Source organism: Nonomuraea sp. NPDC059023 (genome assembly GCF_042740095.1).
GTDB lineage: Bacteria > Actinomycetota > Actinomycetes > Streptosporangiales > Streptosporangiaceae > Nonomuraea.
Window position 1 is genome coordinate 33,644 of sequence record NZ_JBHYIO010000011.1, and the last position, 14,155, is coordinate 47,798.

The following is a 14,155-nucleotide window of genomic DNA, read 5'->3' on the forward strand; positions in this document are numbered from 1 at the left end:
CGCCATGACCGGAATCAGGCTGACGCTGGCCTTGCTGGGCGCCACCGCCCTGACGCTGACCGCGGCGCCCGCATGGGCGAGCGCGGCCGCCGCACCGATCACCGACCAGGTCAACCTGGAACTGCGCGAGGACGGCGTGCTCCGGGTCAGCGAGAAGATCGGCGGCGCGGGCGAGGTCAAGCGGACCTTCCTCACCAGGACCCGCTACGACGACGGCAACGACCGCGTCTACCAGATCGCCAACGTCAAGGGCGGCCAGCTCGCCGGTGACGTGCTCACCGTCAAGGCGCCCGCCACCGTCACCTACGAGGTGAAGGGCGCGGTCACGCCGTCCGGCGGCGTGGAGGAGCTGCGCTGGTTCGCGGTCAACGGCTGGAACGTCCCGGTCTCCAAGGCCACGGTGAAGGTCACCGGCGCCGGCATGGTGCAGAACCTGTCGTGCTTCGCCGGCGAGCTGACCTCGGCCATCGGCTGCACCAGCGCCTCCATGGACCACGGGGCCACCCAGGCCGACTTCGAGCAGGAGAACCTCGCGCCCGGCGAGGCCCTCACCGTCGTGGTCGGCTACCCCAAGGGCACCAGCTCCGGCACCCCCATCCTGGAGCGTCGCTTCTCGCTGGCCGCCGCGTTCACGCTCAACGGGATCACCGGTGGCGCCCTGGCCGCGCTGCTGGTGCTGATGCTGGGCGGGATCGGGCTCCTGTACTGGACGCGGGGGCGGGACGCGCGGATCGCCGGTCAGGAGAGCGCCGTCGACCCCGTGCAGAACGGGCACTTCTCACCGCCGGACGGGGTGCGTCCCGGTCAGATCGGCACGCTCGTGGACGAGCAGGCCGACGTGGTCGACGTGACCGCGACGATCGTGGACCTGGCGGTGCGCGGGTACCTGCGGATCGACGAGCAGTCCAGGCAGGCCTACGACGCGCCGGACTGGACGTTGGTCAGGCTGCCGAACGCGCCGGTCGAGGGCTTGCTGCCGTACGAGAAGGCGTTGTACGACGCGGTGTTCGAGGGCCGGGACGCCGTCCTGCTGTCGGAGTTGTCCGGATCTTTCGCGAAAAATCTCGGGAAAGTGCGGGATGAGTTGTACGCCGATGTCGTGCGGCAGGGGTGGTTCGCCCGGCGGCCCGACACCGAGCGGACGCGCTGGACCACGATCGGCTTCGTGCTCATCGGCGCCGGGATCCTGGCCACGGTGGGCCTGGCCTGGTTCACCACCTACGGGCTGCTGGGCCTGGCCCTGATCATCGCCGGGGCGGCGCTGGCGGTGGGCGGGCAGTTCATGCCGGCCAAGACCGCCAAGGGGTCGGCGGCGCTGGCGCACACGCTGAGCTTCCGGCAGTACCTCTTCTCCGGCGAGCTGGGAAATGTCCCCGAGCAGCACCGAGTCGAGCTTTTTTCGCGATATTTGCCCTACGCCGTGATTTTTGATGGCGTGGAGCATTGGTCGCGGGTGGTGGCCTCGGTCACCGGCAACGGTCACCAGGCCGACAACCTGTACTGGTACCACGGGCCGGCCGAATGGGACCTGTCCAAGTTCGCCGGGTCGATGCGTACCTTCACCACCACCACGTCCGGCGCGATCTCCGCCACCCGGCAACTGCGCTCGCTGTGAACGCCGAGGAGCTGGAGCGCCATCGCAGGGAGCTGCACGTTCACTGCTACCGGATGCTCGGCTCCTACCACGAGGCCGAGGACCTGGTCCAGGAGACGTTCCTGCGCGCCTGGCGCAAGCGGGACGAGCCGCCGGACAACCTGAAGGCGTGGCTGTACAAGATCGCCACGAACGCCTGCCTCGACTTCCTGCGCGCCAACCCCCGGCGGCCGGAGCCGCTCGACATGCCCATGGCGGCCGACGCGGGGATGGCGTGGCCGGTCTCCACCCACGTGTCCTGGATCAGCCCCTACCCGGACGACCTCCTCGACTCCGTCATCGAGCGCGAGACGATCGAGCTGGCCTTCCTCGTGGCGATCCAGCACCTGCCCGCCAAGCAGCGGGCCATCGTCATCCTGCGCGACGTGCTCGGCTGGTCGGCGCCGGAGACCGCCGCGGCGCTCGACACGACCGTCACCGCGGTCAAGAGCGCCCTGCAGCGTGCCCGGCCGGTGCTGCGCGAGCACCTGCCCGCCCAGCGCATGAGCTCGGGCAGCGCCGACGAGCTGGCCGTGGTGCGCGCCTACATTCACGCGCTCGAACAGGGCGATCCTTCGGTCCTGCCCGCGCTGCTCGCATCGGACGTCTGGCAGACCATGCCGCCCACGCCGGGGTGGATCCTCGGCCGCGAGGCGTTCGTCTCCTCGTGGGGCCCGCAGATGTCCGGCGAGGCCTCGTGGGGCGACTGGCGTGTGCTGCCCGCCCGGGTCAACCGCCAGCCCGCGATCGCCGCGTACCTGCGCCGGCCGGGCGAGGAGGTCTTCTCCGCGTCCTGGCTCGGCGTCTTCCGCATGGAAGGGCCGCTGATCAGCGAGATCACCACCTTCGACCACGAATTTTTCCCGCAGATGGGTCTGCTCGATTCCTTTTCCGGCGATGCCTCGTCTTATGGGCATGACTGATCTGCAGAAGAACGTTCAGGCCACGATCGACGAGCTCGTGGAGACCGGGGTGGAGCGCGGGGTTCAGGTCGCCGTGTACCGGGAGGGCGAGCTCGTCGTGGACGCGGTCGCCGGTCTCGCCGACCCCGCCACCGGCCGCCCGATGACCTCGGACACCCCGGTCTACGTGACCTCCACCGGCAAGGGCATGATCGCCACGGTCGTGCACCTGCTGGCCGAGCAGGGCCTCCTGGCCTACGACACGCCGATCGCGGAGTACTGGCCCGAGTTCGCCGCCCATGGCAAGGAGCGGGCCACCGTACGGCATGCCCTCAGCTACCGGGCGGGCGTGCCCGGCGTGCCCGTGGACACCACGGCGGCGGACATCGCGAACTGGGACAAGATGTGCGCCGCCGTCGCCGACGAGAAGCCCTGGTGGGAGCCGGGCACCACGATGGGCTACCACCCGCAGTCCTGGATGTACCTCATGGGGGAGATCGTCCGCCGGACGTCCGGCAAGACCGTCTCCCAGGTCCTGCGCGAGGAGGTCGCGCTGCCGCTGGGCGTCGCCGGCGAGCTCTTCCTGGCCGTGCCGGCCGCCGAACTGCCGCGTCTGGCCGTCATCGAGGACCCCGAGGGCCCGCCGATGGAGCTGACGCCGGAGATGACGGCGCAGATCCCGTTCTTCCGCGTCGTGGACGGCTACACCGCCGCGCCGATGGCGGCCCTGCCCGACGCCGCCTTCAGCAACCGGGCCGACGTCCTGACCAGCGACGCCGGCGCCACAGCCACCGCCAGGGGCCTGGCCCGCATGTACGACGCCCTGCTCAACGGCCTGATCCCGCCCGCGCGGCTGGCCGAGGCCACCTCGGTGCAGGCCACCGGGACCGACGAGGTCGTCGGCATGCCGGCGACCTGGGGGCTCGGGTACTCCGTCGGGCTGACCCAGGTGCTCGACCGCCCCACCTACTTCGGCATGGGCGGCAGCGGCGGCACCGCGGCCTTCGCCGACAAGGCCACCGGGCTCTCGATCGGGATCACCAAGAACCGCATCGGCGCCGGTGACCCGTTCGGGACGGTGGACAGGATCGGGCAGGTGATCCTATAGACGGATGTGGCCGAGCTCGACGGCCTTGCTGACGGCTCCGGTCCTGGTGTCGACGCCGAGCTTGCCGTACACGTGATTGAGGTGGGTCTTGACCGTCGCCTCGGTGATGAACAGGGCCTTGGCGATCTCCTTGTTGCCCGCCCCGCGGGCCAGGAGTTCCAGGATCTCGATCTCGCGGGTGGTCAGCGCCGGGCCCGGATCGCGCATGCGACGCATCATGCGGGTCGCCACCCTGGGCGAGAGTGCCGTCTCGCCCCTGGCGGCGGCCCTGATCGCCTGGAACAGTTCGTCCGGCGGGCAGGCCTTGAGCACGTAGCCGGTGGCTCCCGCGTCGATGGCGCGCACGATGTCGGCGTCGGTCTCGTAGGTCGTCAGGACCAGCACCTGCGGCGCGTCGTCGAGCGCGCGCACCTTCCTGGTCGCGGCGACGCCGTCGGGGCCGTCGCCGAGTTGCAGGTCCATGAGCACCACGTCGGGCCGGCGCAGGGCGATCAGCCGGAGCGCGTCGTCGGCGTTCTCCGCCTCGCCGACGATCTCCATGTCGGCCTCGCCGCCGACCAGCGCCGCGATGCCCGCCCTGACCACCGGATGGTCGTCGACCAGGAACAGCTTCATACCGGAATCCTCGCAGCCACCGCCGTGCCCTCCCCCGGCGCGCTCTCCACCGTCAGCGTGCCGCCCACCTCCGCGACCCGGTCGCGCATGGCCCGCAGGCCGTACCCGCGTCCCGGGCGGGTCACGGCCATCGTCTGGTCGAAGCCCACCCCGTCGTCGTACACGTCCAGCGTCACCTCGTCGTCGAGATAGGCGAGCGTCACGATCACCCGGTTCGCGCGGGCGTGCTCGCGCGCGTTCGCGACCGCTCCCTGAGCCACTCTCAGCAGTACGGCCTGCGTCCCGTCGGCCAGCGGGAACTCCGTGCCCTCCAGCCGGAACTCCGCGCCCAGCGCCGTCAGCGCCTCCGGCAGCGACCGTACGGCCAGCGGCGCGGGCCCGAGGTCACGCACGAACCGGCGGGCCTCGTCGAGATTCTCCCCCGCGGCCTCGATCGCCGTCCTGACGTAGGAACGGGCCTGCGCGGGGTCGGACTCCCAGACCCGCTCGGCCGCCTGCAGCAGCATGCGCTGGCTGGTCAGGCCCTGGGCGAGGGTGTCGTGGATCTCCCGCGAGAGACGCTCGCGCTCCTGCATGATTCCCGCCTTCCTCAGCTCCCAGAAGATCACGATGGTCATGGCCGCCACGGCGATCGGCGCCAGCACCAGGCTGGGGTCGAACCGGTCGGACAGGCTGATCTGCGCCACGATCACCGCGACGGTCAGCACGGCCGCGGCGACCAGCGTCATCCGCAACGACAGCAGCCGCAGGCACAGGTACAGCAGCGGAATCGCGCACCAGGCGAACGACGGCGCCAGTTCCACCAGCACCAGCCAGCACCCGAGTACGACCGCCAGCCAGACCAGCCGGCCTCTGCGGCCCAGGCGCTCCCACAGCAGGACGCCGCCCGCGTACACGAGTGCCAGCAGGCCCGCGTCGGCCAGGGTCGCGATGGTCGTGAGGTCCATCGCGTGGCGTACGACCAGGCGGGAGGCGGAGGCGGCCAGCAACAGGAAGAAGCCGGCGTGCATCGCCCGGTTGAGCCAGATCCGCTCCATCTCACCCCCTCGCCGTGGTGCGAGCGTAGGCGGGGCCCTCGGCACCCGCATCAACCGATCGGTTGACCCGCCCCTCGACCGATTCTCTCCCACGCATCGACCGCTCTCCCGATGGCGTGGCCGGTTCGCCCCGGCAGTCTGGAACTCGTCGAACCGACCACTGACCTGGAGGAACACCATGAAGCTCCGCACCCGCTTCGCCGCCGCCTCGCTCGCCGCCCTCGCCGTCGCCGGTGGCGTCACCAGCACCGCCGCGCAGGCCGCCGCGCCGGACGCGCCCGCGGTCGTCCAGACCAACGTGCTGTCGGCGGACGCCGCCCTCAAGATCGCCGACGCGGTGCAGAAGGAGGCGGCCAAGCAGAAGCAGCGCGTGACCGTGGCCATCGTGGACCGCTCGGGCGCCACCCGCCTCATCCTCAAGGGCGACGGGGCCGGGCCGCAGACGGAGGAGTCGGCCAAGCGCAAGGCGTTCACCGCGGTGTCCTTCGGCCAGCCGACCAGCGCCCTGGCCAAGAACCAGGCTCTGGCCGCCATCCCCGGCACCCTGCTGCTGGCCGGCGGCGTCCCGGTCGCCTCGGGCGGCGCGCCGATCGCCGGGATCGGCGTGGGCGGCGCGCCCAGCGGCGCCATCGACGAGGCCATCGCCCAGGCCGGCCTCAAGGCCGTCCAGGGCCGACTGGGCTGATGCCACCGACCCCTTTAGCGGGATATATCCCGTTCTGTCCAAAAAGGTGAGAAAGGGAGAGAGGATGGGGGCGTGGGTGGGGTTGGCAGGCGCGGGCTGCTGCTCGCGGGTCTAGGGCTCGTTGCGGCGGCCTGTGGTGGAGGTGGCAGCCGGGCGGTTTCGACCGCTCCGGGCGTTACCTCCCCGACAGCCGTGAAAGGATCAGACGTGCTTGACGAGACACTACTTACCGCCGCCGCCGCAGGTGAGGCCGCCGCCGTGCGCGAGGCGGTCACCGAGGGGGCCGATCTCGAGGCCCGTGACGGCCGCCGGCGTACCGCTCTGCTGCTGGCCTCGGCCGCCGATCACGTGGAGGTCGCGCAGATCCTGGTGGCCGCCGGCGCCGACCCGGACGCGCTGGACGCCCAGCACGACACCCCATGGCTGGTGACCGGTGTGACCGGCAGCGTGGCGATGCTGCGTGTCCTGCTGCCCGCCAACCCGGACCTGACGATCAGGAACCGCTACGGCGGCGTCTCCCTGATCCCGGCGTGCGAGCGCGGTCACGTGGACTATGTCCGCGAGGTGCTGAAGACGGACATCGACGTCAACCACGTCAACGACCTCGGCTGGACCGGCCTGCTGGAGGCGGTGATCCTGGGTGACGGCTCGGCCAGATACCAGGAGATCGTCCGCCTGCTGCTGGCCGCGGGCGCCGATCGCGAGCTGGCCGACCGTGACGGAGTCACCTCCTTGCGGCACGCGGTGAAGAAGGGCCAGCGGGAGGTGGCCGACATCCTGCGCGGCTGACGCGCGGCCCTATGGGCGCACACGGATCTCGCCCACGGGGCGGCCGCCGCCGTACAGGACACCCGTGGCGAGGGCGTCGAGGCCGGAGCCCGACAGACCGAGGCCGCGCAGGGCGGCGACCGTGACGGGCGTGCGGGCGCGCGACGAGCCGTCCTCGATCTTGACGGTGCCGGCCCGCCCGTCCTCGAAGACGAACGCGTCGAACGCCTCCGCCCCCGACTTCAGCATCAGTCCCGGTACGGCCCGCATCAGCTTGGCCTCGTCCCGGTGCGTGCCGGACGTCCACTGCGGATAGGCGCGCATGGCGTCGAAGACCCGCCGCTCGTGGCTGCCGGGCCCGCCGAGCGGCAGGGCACGGAACGCCCTGGTCACTCCCAGCATGGACACGAAGAACAACGGCGCCCCGCACCCGTCGACCCCGGAGGCGGCCACGCGCTCCCCGGTCAGCTCCTCGACCGTCGCCCGGACCGCCCGTTGCAGCGGATGCCTGGGCTCCAGGTAGGAGCCCAGCGGCCAGTCGTTGATCACGCAGGTCGCGAGCATGGCGGCGTGCTTGCCCGAGCAGTTCATGTACACGCGGCTCCGGTCGGTGACCGTCCGGTCCTCGGGATAGTCCTCGGGACACAGCAGCGCCGACTCCTCCAGCCCGGCCCCGGCCAAGATCTTGCGAACCCCGTCCACATGGTACGGCTCGCCCGCGTGCGAGGCGCAGGCCAGCGCGAGCAGCTCACCCTCCAGCGAGAGCCCGTTGCGGAGCATGCCCAGTACCTGGAGCGGCTTCATCGACGAGCGCGGCGAGGCGGGCACGTGAACCGCGCCCTGCGCGTCGACCGGCGTCCCGTCCGCGTCCACGGTGAGCACCCGCGCCAGATGCGTGGACTCCACGAACCCGGACCGGACAACCTCGACAACGAGCGACATTCCCCGCCCCCTTTCAGCAGGAGTCTACGGATCGGCGAGAATGAGTTCCCATGCGGGCGGTAGTGCAGCGAGTGAGTACGGCCTCGGTGGTCGTGGACGGTCAGACGGTGGGCGCGATCGACGAGCCGGGGCTGCTCGTGCTCGTGGGCGTCACCCACACGGACACGGCGGAGCAGGCGCGCAAGCTGGCCGCCAAACTCTGGGGGCTGCGCGTCCTCGACGGCGAGAAGTCCTGCTCGGACATCGGCGCGCCGCTGCTGGTCATCAGCCAGTTCACCCTTTATGCCGACACCAGGAAGGGCCGCCGCCCCACCTGGCAGGCGGCCGCCCCGGGACCGGTGGCCGAGCCGCTCGTGGAGGCCGTGGTGTCCGGGCTGCGGGCGCTCGGCGCGCACGTCGAGACCGGCCGCTTCGGCGCCGACATGAAGGTCTCCCTGGTCAACGACGGCCCCATCACCCTGGTGATCGACGTCTAGGGTGGGGCTGGCCCCACCCATAACCGGCCATCCTCCGCCATGTCCCCGGACGGGCGGCGCTTCCTATCGTTCAGGTATGCGAAAGATCCTCTGGGCAGTGCCGGCCGGGGCCGCGCTCCTCGTCGCCGCGCTGGCCGTGCAAACCTTCGACCGCGAGCCCGGCCCGGCGCCCGTGCCGCAGACGGAGACGACGTTCGGCTACCACGAGCTCCCGGGGACCGACCTGGCCATCGAGGCCGACGGGCCCATCCGGCTCACCGTCGTGGCCGGAGGACGGCAGCGGGTCGCCATCAAGCGGGAACTCAGCTGGACCGGCGCGCGCCACCACGAGGAAGCCTGGGAGGACGCCCGGCGGCTGCGCATCGCCTACTCGTGCGACGACGGATGCGCGGCCGACTACGTGCTGACCGTGCCCGAGTCGACCCGGATCACGGTCACCGGCGCGGCCGGGGGGATCAGCTGCGCCGCGAAGGTGACCTGCGCCGAAGGCTGAGCCCGGCCCTGCCGTACCTAACAGGATTAGCGGATGCGGCGGCGCATGGCCGGGTCGATGCTGACGTTGCGGCCCGCGTCCGGCGGGACGATGATCTCCTGCGTGGCGGCCACGCCGCCCGCCAGCAGCGGGGCGTCGACCGGGACCGTCCGCTTGACCACGGCCAGCGCGATCGGCCCGAGCTCGTGGTGCCGGACCGACGAACCGACCGCGCCCACCTCCTGGCTCTCGAAGATGACCGGCGCGCCGTGCGGCGGCAGCGTGTCGACGCTGCCGTCGAGGTGCAGGAAGACCAGGCGGCGGGGCGGGTGGCCGAGGTTGTGCACGCGCGCGACCGTCTCCTGCCCGCGGTAGCAGCCCTTGGTCAGGTGTACGGCCTCGCCGATCCAGCCCACCTCGTGGGGAATGGTCTTGTGGTCGGTGTCGAGCCCGAGGCGCGGCTGGTGACGCTCGATGCGCAGCGCCTCGTACGCCCAGATCCCGGCCATGCGGCCCAGGCCCGCGTTGAGCTCGGCGCGCGGGATGTAACGGTCGCCGTCGGCGGTGGAGATCACGGCCAGTTCGTCGTCGGCGCTGGACACCTCGACGCGCAGCATGAAGCGCATCTTGTCGAGGTAGTCGATCAGCGCCTCGGAGGTGCCGGGCTCCACGTGCGCGAGAACGGCCTCGCCGTCGTCGACCAGCGTGAGGTGGTGCTCGACGCGGCCCTGCAGGTCGAGGATGAGGGTCTGGGTCCACTCCCCCGGCTTGAGGGTGTCGAGCTTGTTGGAGGTCAGATCGTTGAGCCATTTCAGCCGGTCTGCCCCGGACACGCGGACGATCTCGCGATTGCTGCGGTCGACGACCGCCTCTCCCTTGATCAGCGCGCGCTGCTCGGCGAACAGGTCGCCGTAGTGCGCCGCCACGTCGGCGTCGGGGGCATCGGCCGCGACCGCGCCGGGGAGATCGAGCAGAGGGCTACGCATGCCCTCCAGGCTATCTGCAGTTGCGGCACAGCCCGAAGACGGTCAGGTGATGGACGTCGGCGACGAACCCGAGCTGGTCGTCCAGCCCTTTGACCAGGCCTTCCGCCATCTCGGGCCCCACCTCCCCGACCTCGCCGCACCCACGGCAGACCAGGTGCACGTGGTCGGCGTCGGCCGCCAGGTGGTAGGTGGGCGCGCCATGGCCGAGATGGGTGTGGGTGACCATGCCCAGCTCTTCCAGCAACTCCAGCGTCCGGTAGACGGTGGAGATGTTCACCCCCCGCGCGGTCTCACGGACCTTGACGCAGATCTCCTCCGGGGTGGCGTGCTCCAGGTCCTTGACCGCTTCCAGCACCAGTTGCCGCTGCGGCGTCACCCGGTAGCCCTTGGCGCGGAGTTCCTCGTGCCACTGCGTCTCCGTCATGCCCTGAGAATAATCGCTTGCCCGGGTTCGGGGGCCTCGCATAGCGTCGTCTGCACGCGGAAAGGAGGTGGTCCAAACAATGGTGATTCATAGTTGGGCTAGCGAGGTGGTTGTCCGCTAACGAAGCGGACTCCATTGTCTCGCGTCGTTTCGGCGAAATTCGAGGCAACCACCGGGGCCCCGAGGCTGCTGGGGGGGCGGGAGGTCCATCCCGACCCATGGCCCATCCAGCCCGCCCGCTCAAGCGGGCGGAACCTGCCCGGGGCCCTTCTGCCTTTCCCGCCTAGTGCTCGGTCCGCCAGGGGATCCCGAGCTTCTCGCAGGACTCGCGGTAGAGCATCACCACCGCCTTGCGCACCTGGGGACGCTCGGTCAGCGTCTCCCCCCACGGCACGTTGAGCTTCTCGCCCCCGTCGATCGTGAACTCGATCGCCTGCGCCGTCACGTCACTCGTGACCGCCTCGGTGGCCTCGGGCCGTCCGCCCAGCCCGCGCACGATGATGAGCGCGTCGTCGGTGTGGTCGTCGTTCATGTGGCGCTTGATCGCCTCGACGACATCAGGGGTGAAAGGGGTAGTCATATCCGCTCAAGCTACCTTCTTCAGCTCCGCCGACATATGGGACGTCAGCGGGTGTCCGACGGCGGCCATGTCGTAGGCCCACATGAGGTTCCCGTTGACCAGCCCGTAGATCCGCTGCCCCGCCGTGTACTCCTTGGCCGACTCCGTCCGCGCCACCACATCGGTGCGCAGCTCGATCTTGTGGAAGACGACCTCGCCCAGGTAGATCTCCACGATGCCCGTGGGATGCGCCAGCACCACCTCAAGCTGCCGCTCGGGCCGTGCCCGCCAGTAGCCCGACTCCGTGGCCAGGGGCCGCACCCGGTTCCCGTCCTGGTCGAGCAGCCAGGTCCGGCTCACGTACTCCAGGAACGGCTTGCCGTTGTGCCCGAACTCGATCTCCTGCCCGAAGTTGAAGCTCTCGATCGTGGGGTAACCGCCCACGCCCGCGCCTTCCCACCTGCCCAGGAGGAAGGAGATGTGCTCAAGATCGGGGTGCGCCTCAGGGGTTTCCATGCCGCCCAACATTACTCTCCGTCGCCCCCTGTTCCCGGGGTACCGGGCGAGGTTCTGAGGTCAGGTGGAGGAGGCGTAGGGTGGCCTGCATGGCACGATCACTGGTGATCAAAGTGACCGCGGGGGCCGACGCCCCCGAGCGGTGCAACCAGGCCTTCACCGTCGCCGCCGCCGCCCTGGCCAGCGGCGTCCCGGTCTCGCTCTGGCTGACCGGCGAGGCCTCCTGGTTCGGGTTGCCGGGAAGGGCCAAGGAGTTCAGCCTCCCCCACGCCGCCCCCCTGACCGACCTCCTGGACGTGGTCCTGGCCGCCGGCCGGGTCACGGTCTGCACCCAGTGCGCGGCCCGCCGCGAGATCACGGTGGACGACCTCATCGACGGCGTACGCATCGCCGGAGCCCCGGCCTTCGTCGAGGAAGCCGTGGCAGAAGGCGCCCAGGCCCTGGTCTACTGACCTTCAACCCCCAGCGCCATCGCCAGGGCCTGTCAGCGGGGCAGGACCGCGGAGAGGCGTTCGGTGCGCAGGGCCTCGTACCAGCGGTCGTCCAGCGGCGCGAGGTCACCGGCCGACCAGGTCAGCAGGAGGTCGGCCAGAGCGGGGTTGCGGGCGAGGGCGGGACCGTGCAGGTAGGTGCCGACGACGTGGCCGGCGTAGCAGCCTTCGAAGCCGTTGCCGTTGCCCACGCCGGTGACGACCTGGGACAGCGGCTTGACCCCCGGCCCGAGATGGGTGACGCCCATGTGGTTCTCGAAGCCGGTCAACGTGGGCAGGTTGAGCGCGCTGTCGACCTCGGCGACGAGTTCGCCCACGGCGCGGGCCGGACCGCGGGTGCTGCTGATGTCGAGGAGGCCGATGCCGTCGACCGGCTGGCCCTCCTCGCCGCCGAAGGTGGATCCCATGATCTGGTATCCGGCGCAGACGGCCAGCATGGCCGCGCCCCTGGCGATGGCGCGGTGGAGGCCGCCGTCGCGGCGCAGCCGTTCCGCGGCGAGGATCTGGGGGCGGTCCTCGCCGCCGCCGATGAGGTAGATGTCGCCGGTCTCCGGCACCGGGTCGGCCGAGCGTACGTGGACGACCTCGGCGTCGATGCCCCTGCGGCGGGCGCGCTGCTCCAGCACCAGCGCGTTGCCCTGGTCGCCGTAGGTGCTGAGCAGGTCGGGGTAGATCCAGACGATGCGCAGGGTGCTGTCAGACGGCACGGCCGAACTCCGATCGGATCTGCTGGAAGGCGGTGTAGTTGGCGATCACGTCGACCCGGCCGGGCGGCTGCGTGCCCAGGGCCTCGGCGAACGTGTCGGCCAGCGCGAACGGTACGTCGGCGACGTCGAGCCGCAGCGCCAGGTCGAGCCGGCGCTCACCGGTGACGAACACCGGCCGCCCGCGCAGGATGCGGTAGTCGACGTCCCAGAGCCAGGAGGTGTCGCGGCCGTCGGGGCCCTGGGCGTTGACCGACAGGATGATCGGCAGCGCCGGGTCGGCGACGTCGAAGGCCTCCAGCCAGCCGGCCGGGTTCTTGGCCAGGAGCAGGCGGGCGTGGCGGCCGTCGCGCTCGACGGTGGTGTAGCGGCCGGCCACGGAGGTGACCTCGCGCAGCCTCGGCAGGGCGCGCTCGACCGGCAGGCCGAACGCCTCGGCGACGGCCAGGGCCATCGCGGCGTTGGAGCGGTTGGCGGAGCCGGGCAACTGGATGTCGAGCACCCAGCGCTGGCCGCGCGGGTCGATCACGGCGTCGTCGTCGAGGATCCACTGCGGCTCGGGCCGGTGGAAGGTGCACTCGCGGCAGGCCCAGTGCCGATCTTTACGATCCAGCGGACCACCGCACTCGGGACAGCACCAGCTGTCCTCCTTCCAGCGCTGGCCGCCGGAGACCCAGGTGACCTTGGCGGCCGTGGAGGCGCCCCAGGTGACGAGGGGGTCGTCGCAGTTGGCGATGACGTGGGTGGGTTTGCCGGACAGGGCCCGGCGCCACTTCTGGGCCAGCAGCCAGATCTCGGCGGCGCGGTCCATCTGGTCGCGGCTGAGGTTCATGAGGCAGACGACGCCGGCGCCGGTGGTGTCGAGCACCTCGGGCAGGTACTTCTCGTCGACCTCCAGCACACCGTAGGGCGCGTCCTTGTGCTGCGACAGCGCGGAGACGTGCCCGGCGGGCATGTTGGCGCCGTAGGCGTTGGTGGCCACCTCGCCCATCTCCAGCAGCGCGGAGGTGATCAGCCGGGTGGTGGTGGTCTTGCCGTTGGTGGCGCTGATGAGGGCCAGCCTGCGGTCGCGCGCCAGCTGGCGCAGCAGGTCGGGCTCCAGCATCAGGCCCACGCGGCCGCCGATCACCGAACCGTCGCCACGTCCGGTCATCCTGGACAGGGTGGCGGCACTGCGCCCCAGGGCACTCGCGAGCTGAGCCCGCAGGGGAAGCTGGGTCATGGTTATGGATCCTAGTCAAGGCTGGCCGGTACTCGGCGTCACCGCCGAATTCCCGCCATGGACGGGCGGCCGGGGATCGGGACAACCGCCCCACAAGCCCTTTTTGCCGGTACGCGCCTGGTCCGCCCGCTGCCGGAACACCTTCTCGTACGCCACATTCGGCCACACGCGAAGAAAGAAGGCGTTCCCGGCGGCGAGCTGGCTCTCGTTCACCAGCACCCCCCGGGCGTTCCACACATAACGCAGCTGCCTCCGGTAGTCATCGAATTTCTGCGTATCGAAGGCCATGGTGACGATCGACCCCCGAGGCGCCAGCTTCAGCAACGCGTCCGCCGACTGCCTGGCCCAGCACTCCGGCGACGGCCGCAGCTCGGGCGCGTCGATCCCGATCAGCCGGACGCGCTGCTCATGCCCCGCGTACTCCCCGTCGACCGGCGCGACCACCATGGTGTCGCCGTCGTTCACCCACACGACCCGCGCGCTCTCGACCGGCGGCGGGCTCGGGGGCATCAGTCCGGTGATGGGCGGCCTGACGAAGGTGTCGGCCAGCACGTACACCGCGCCCAGGGCGGCTACAACCAGCAGTATTCCAATCACGGTCAGTCGCACACGGGC

The 14,155-nt window shown here is 70.9% G+C and carries 18 protein-coding genes; 8 read left to right on the top strand and 10 right to left on the bottom strand.

Annotated elements, in window-relative coordinates; all coding sequences use genetic code 11:
- Nucleotides 1-4 precede the first annotated feature (4 nt).
- The 3 genes from ACFWYW_RS19970 to ACFWYW_RS19980 are packed head-to-tail and all read left to right on the top strand — an operon-like array spanning nucleotide 5 to nucleotide 3,643.
- A complete protein-coding gene (locus ACFWYW_RS19970) occupies nucleotides 5-1,615 on the top strand; it encodes a DUF2207 domain-containing protein (protein WP_379622718.1) in 1,611 nt (536 codons plus the stop codon).
- Nucleotides 1,612-2,556 (top strand): RNA polymerase subunit sigma-70, encoded by a 945-nt coding sequence (locus ACFWYW_RS19975; protein ID WP_379622720.1) that lies wholly within the window; start codon nucleotides 1,612-1,614, stop codon nucleotides 2,554-2,556. Before ACFWYW_RS19970 ends, ACFWYW_RS19975 begins: the two co-directional genes overlap by 4 nt.
- Nucleotides 2,549-3,643: a serine hydrolase domain-containing protein gene (locus ACFWYW_RS19980; RefSeq protein WP_379622722.1), complete on the top strand. Its 1,095-nt coding sequence runs from the start codon at nucleotides 2,549-2,551 to the stop codon at nucleotides 3,641-3,643. The genes ACFWYW_RS19975 and ACFWYW_RS19980 overlap by 8 nt, the downstream gene beginning before the upstream one ends.
- Here ACFWYW_RS19980 and ACFWYW_RS19985 read toward each other — a convergent pair.
- Both ACFWYW_RS19985 and ACFWYW_RS19990 read right to left on the bottom strand, forming a co-directional pair.
- A complete protein-coding gene (locus ACFWYW_RS19985) occupies nucleotides 3,638-4,258 on the bottom strand; it encodes a response regulator (protein ID WP_379622724.1) in 621 nt (206 codons plus the stop codon). The genes ACFWYW_RS19980 and ACFWYW_RS19985 overlap by 6 nt on opposite strands.
- Nucleotides 4,255-5,295, bottom strand: a complete 1,041-nt coding sequence (locus ACFWYW_RS19990) for a sensor histidine kinase (protein WP_379622727.1) — start codon at nucleotides 5,293-5,295, stop codon at nucleotides 4,255-4,257. Before ACFWYW_RS19990 ends, ACFWYW_RS19985 begins: the two co-directional genes overlap by 4 nt.
- 178 nt (nucleotides 5,296-5,473) lie before the next feature.
- Here ACFWYW_RS19990 and ACFWYW_RS19995 point away from each other — a divergent pair, with 178 nt between their 5' ends.
- Nucleotides 5,474-5,980 (top strand): heme-binding protein, encoded by a 507-nt coding sequence (locus ACFWYW_RS19995; RefSeq protein WP_379622730.1) that lies wholly within the window; start codon nucleotides 5,474-5,476, stop codon nucleotides 5,978-5,980.
- Nucleotides 5,981-6,187: 207 nt separating this feature from the next.
- Nucleotides 6,188-6,769, top strand: a complete 582-nt coding sequence (locus ACFWYW_RS20000) for an ankyrin repeat domain-containing protein (protein WP_379622732.1) — start codon at nucleotides 6,188-6,190, stop codon at nucleotides 6,767-6,769.
- A gap of 9 nt (nucleotides 6,770-6,778) precedes the next feature.
- On the opposite strand, the gene ACFWYW_RS20005 is transcribed toward ACFWYW_RS20000, so the two are convergent.
- A complete protein-coding gene (locus ACFWYW_RS20005) occupies nucleotides 6,779-7,690 on the bottom strand; it encodes an asparaginase (RefSeq protein ID WP_379622734.1) in 912 nt (303 codons plus the stop codon).
- Between the two features lie 50 nt (nucleotides 7,691-7,740).
- Here ACFWYW_RS20005 and dtd point away from each other — a divergent pair, with 50 nt between their 5' ends.
- Nucleotides 7,741-8,166 (top strand): D-aminoacyl-tRNA deacylase, encoded by a 426-nt coding sequence (dtd, locus tag ACFWYW_RS20010; protein ID WP_379622736.1) that lies wholly within the window; start codon nucleotides 7,741-7,743, stop codon nucleotides 8,164-8,166.
- 76 nt (nucleotides 8,167-8,242) lie between these two features.
- Complete coding sequence (locus tag ACFWYW_RS20015; protein ID WP_379622739.1) at nucleotides 8,243-8,659, top strand: hypothetical protein; 417 nt, start codon at nucleotides 8,243-8,245, stop codon at nucleotides 8,657-8,659.
- A 26-nt stretch (nucleotides 8,660-8,685) separates the two neighbouring features.
- Here the strand turns inward: ACFWYW_RS20015 and ACFWYW_RS20020 are convergent, their stop codons facing one another.
- The 4 genes from ACFWYW_RS20020 to ACFWYW_RS20035 form a co-directional block, all read right to left on the bottom strand.
- Nucleotides 8,686-9,624 (bottom strand): YgfZ/GcvT domain-containing protein, encoded by a 939-nt coding sequence (locus ACFWYW_RS20020; RefSeq protein WP_379622742.1) that lies wholly within the window; start codon nucleotides 9,622-9,624, stop codon nucleotides 8,686-8,688.
- A gap of 10 nt (nucleotides 9,625-9,634) precedes the next feature.
- Entirely contained in the window at nucleotides 9,635-10,048 is a 414-nt protein-coding gene (locus ACFWYW_RS20025) for a Fur family transcriptional regulator (RefSeq protein ID WP_184958251.1), read from the bottom strand.
- Nucleotides 10,049-10,331: 283 nt separating this feature from the next.
- Entirely contained in the window at nucleotides 10,332-10,628 is a 297-nt protein-coding gene (locus ACFWYW_RS20030; RefSeq protein ID WP_379622745.1) for a DUF2470 domain-containing protein, read from the bottom strand.
- A 6-nt stretch (nucleotides 10,629-10,634) separates the two neighbouring features.
- Nucleotides 10,635-11,123, bottom strand: a complete 489-nt coding sequence (locus tag ACFWYW_RS20035) for an FABP family protein (RefSeq protein ID WP_379622747.1) — start codon at nucleotides 11,121-11,123, stop codon at nucleotides 10,635-10,637.
- 89 nt (nucleotides 11,124-11,212) lie between these two features.
- Here ACFWYW_RS20035 and ACFWYW_RS20040 point away from each other — a divergent pair, with 89 nt between their 5' ends.
- Nucleotides 11,213-11,575 carry a DsrE family protein gene (locus tag ACFWYW_RS20040; protein WP_379622749.1) on the top strand — a complete coding sequence of 121 codons (363 nt, stop codon included), beginning with the start codon at nucleotides 11,213-11,215 and terminating at the stop codon, nucleotides 11,573-11,575.
- A gap of 32 nt (nucleotides 11,576-11,607) precedes the next feature.
- Here the strand turns inward: ACFWYW_RS20040 and ACFWYW_RS20045 are convergent, their stop codons facing one another.
- From ACFWYW_RS20045 to ACFWYW_RS20055, 3 genes are read right to left on the bottom strand one after another with little or no spacing between them, the layout of a single operon-like run.
- Nucleotides 11,608-12,321, bottom strand: coding sequence for a type 1 glutamine amidotransferase (locus tag ACFWYW_RS20045; RefSeq protein ID WP_379622751.1), 714 nt, complete (start codon nucleotides 12,319-12,321; stop codon nucleotides 11,608-11,610).
- Nucleotides 12,311-13,540, bottom strand: coding sequence for a MurT ligase domain-containing protein (locus ACFWYW_RS20050; RefSeq protein ID WP_379622753.1), 1,230 nt, complete (start codon nucleotides 13,538-13,540; stop codon nucleotides 12,311-12,313). Before ACFWYW_RS20050 ends, ACFWYW_RS20045 begins: the two co-directional genes overlap by 11 nt.
- A 15-nt stretch (nucleotides 13,541-13,555) precedes the next feature.
- Complete coding sequence (locus ACFWYW_RS20055) at nucleotides 13,556-14,149, bottom strand: thermonuclease family protein (RefSeq protein WP_379622756.1); 594 nt, start codon at nucleotides 14,147-14,149, stop codon at nucleotides 13,556-13,558.
- Nucleotides 14,150-14,155 lie beyond the last annotated feature (6 nt).

Excerpts from the sequence above, each read along its gene's own strand:
- ACFWYW_RS19970 (WP_379622718.1), top strand. The coding sequence starts at position 5 with ATGACCGGAATCAGGCTGACGCTGGCCTTGCTGGGCGCCACCGCCCTG.
- ACFWYW_RS20005 (WP_379622734.1), bottom strand. The coding sequence starts at position 7,690 with ATGTCGCTCGTTGTCGAGGTTGTCCGGTCCGGGTTCGTGGAGTCCACG.
- ACFWYW_RS20050 (WP_379622753.1), bottom strand. The coding sequence starts at position 13,540 with ATGACCCAGCTTCCCCTGCGGGCTCAGCTCGCGAGTGCCCTGGGGCGC.
- ACFWYW_RS20020 (WP_379622742.1), bottom strand. The coding sequence starts at position 9,624 with ATGCGTAGCCCTCTGCTCGATCTCCCCGGCGCGGTCGCGGCCGATGCC.
- ACFWYW_RS19985 (WP_379622724.1), bottom strand. The coding sequence starts at position 4,258 with ATGAAGCTGTTCCTGGTCGACGACCATCCGGTGGTCAGGGCGGGCATC.
- ACFWYW_RS20040 (WP_379622749.1), top strand. The coding sequence starts at position 11,213 with ATGGCACGATCACTGGTGATCAAAGTGACCGCGGGGGCCGACGCCCCC.
- ACFWYW_RS19980 (WP_379622722.1), top strand. The coding sequence starts at position 2,549 with ATGACTGATCTGCAGAAGAACGTTCAGGCCACGATCGACGAGCTCGTG.
- dtd (WP_379622736.1), top strand. The coding sequence starts at position 7,741 with ATGCGGGCGGTAGTGCAGCGAGTGAGTACGGCCTCGGTGGTCGTGGAC.
- ACFWYW_RS20025 (WP_184958251.1), bottom strand. The coding sequence starts at position 10,048 with ATGACGGAGACGCAGTGGCACGAGGAACTCCGCGCCAAGGGCTACCGG.
- ACFWYW_RS19995 (WP_379622730.1), top strand. The coding sequence starts at position 5,474 with ATGAAGCTCCGCACCCGCTTCGCCGCCGCCTCGCTCGCCGCCCTCGCC.
- ACFWYW_RS20030 (WP_379622745.1), bottom strand. The coding sequence starts at position 10,628 with ATGACTACCCCTTTCACCCCTGATGTCGTCGAGGCGATCAAGCGCCAC.
- ACFWYW_RS20015 (WP_379622739.1), top strand. The coding sequence starts at position 8,243 with ATGCGAAAGATCCTCTGGGCAGTGCCGGCCGGGGCCGCGCTCCTCGTC.
- ACFWYW_RS20035 (WP_379622747.1), bottom strand. The coding sequence starts at position 11,123 with ATGGAAACCCCTGAGGCGCACCCCGATCTTGAGCACATCTCCTTCCTC.
- ACFWYW_RS19990 (WP_379622727.1), bottom strand. The coding sequence starts at position 5,295 with ATGGAGCGGATCTGGCTCAACCGGGCGATGCACGCCGGCTTCTTCCTG.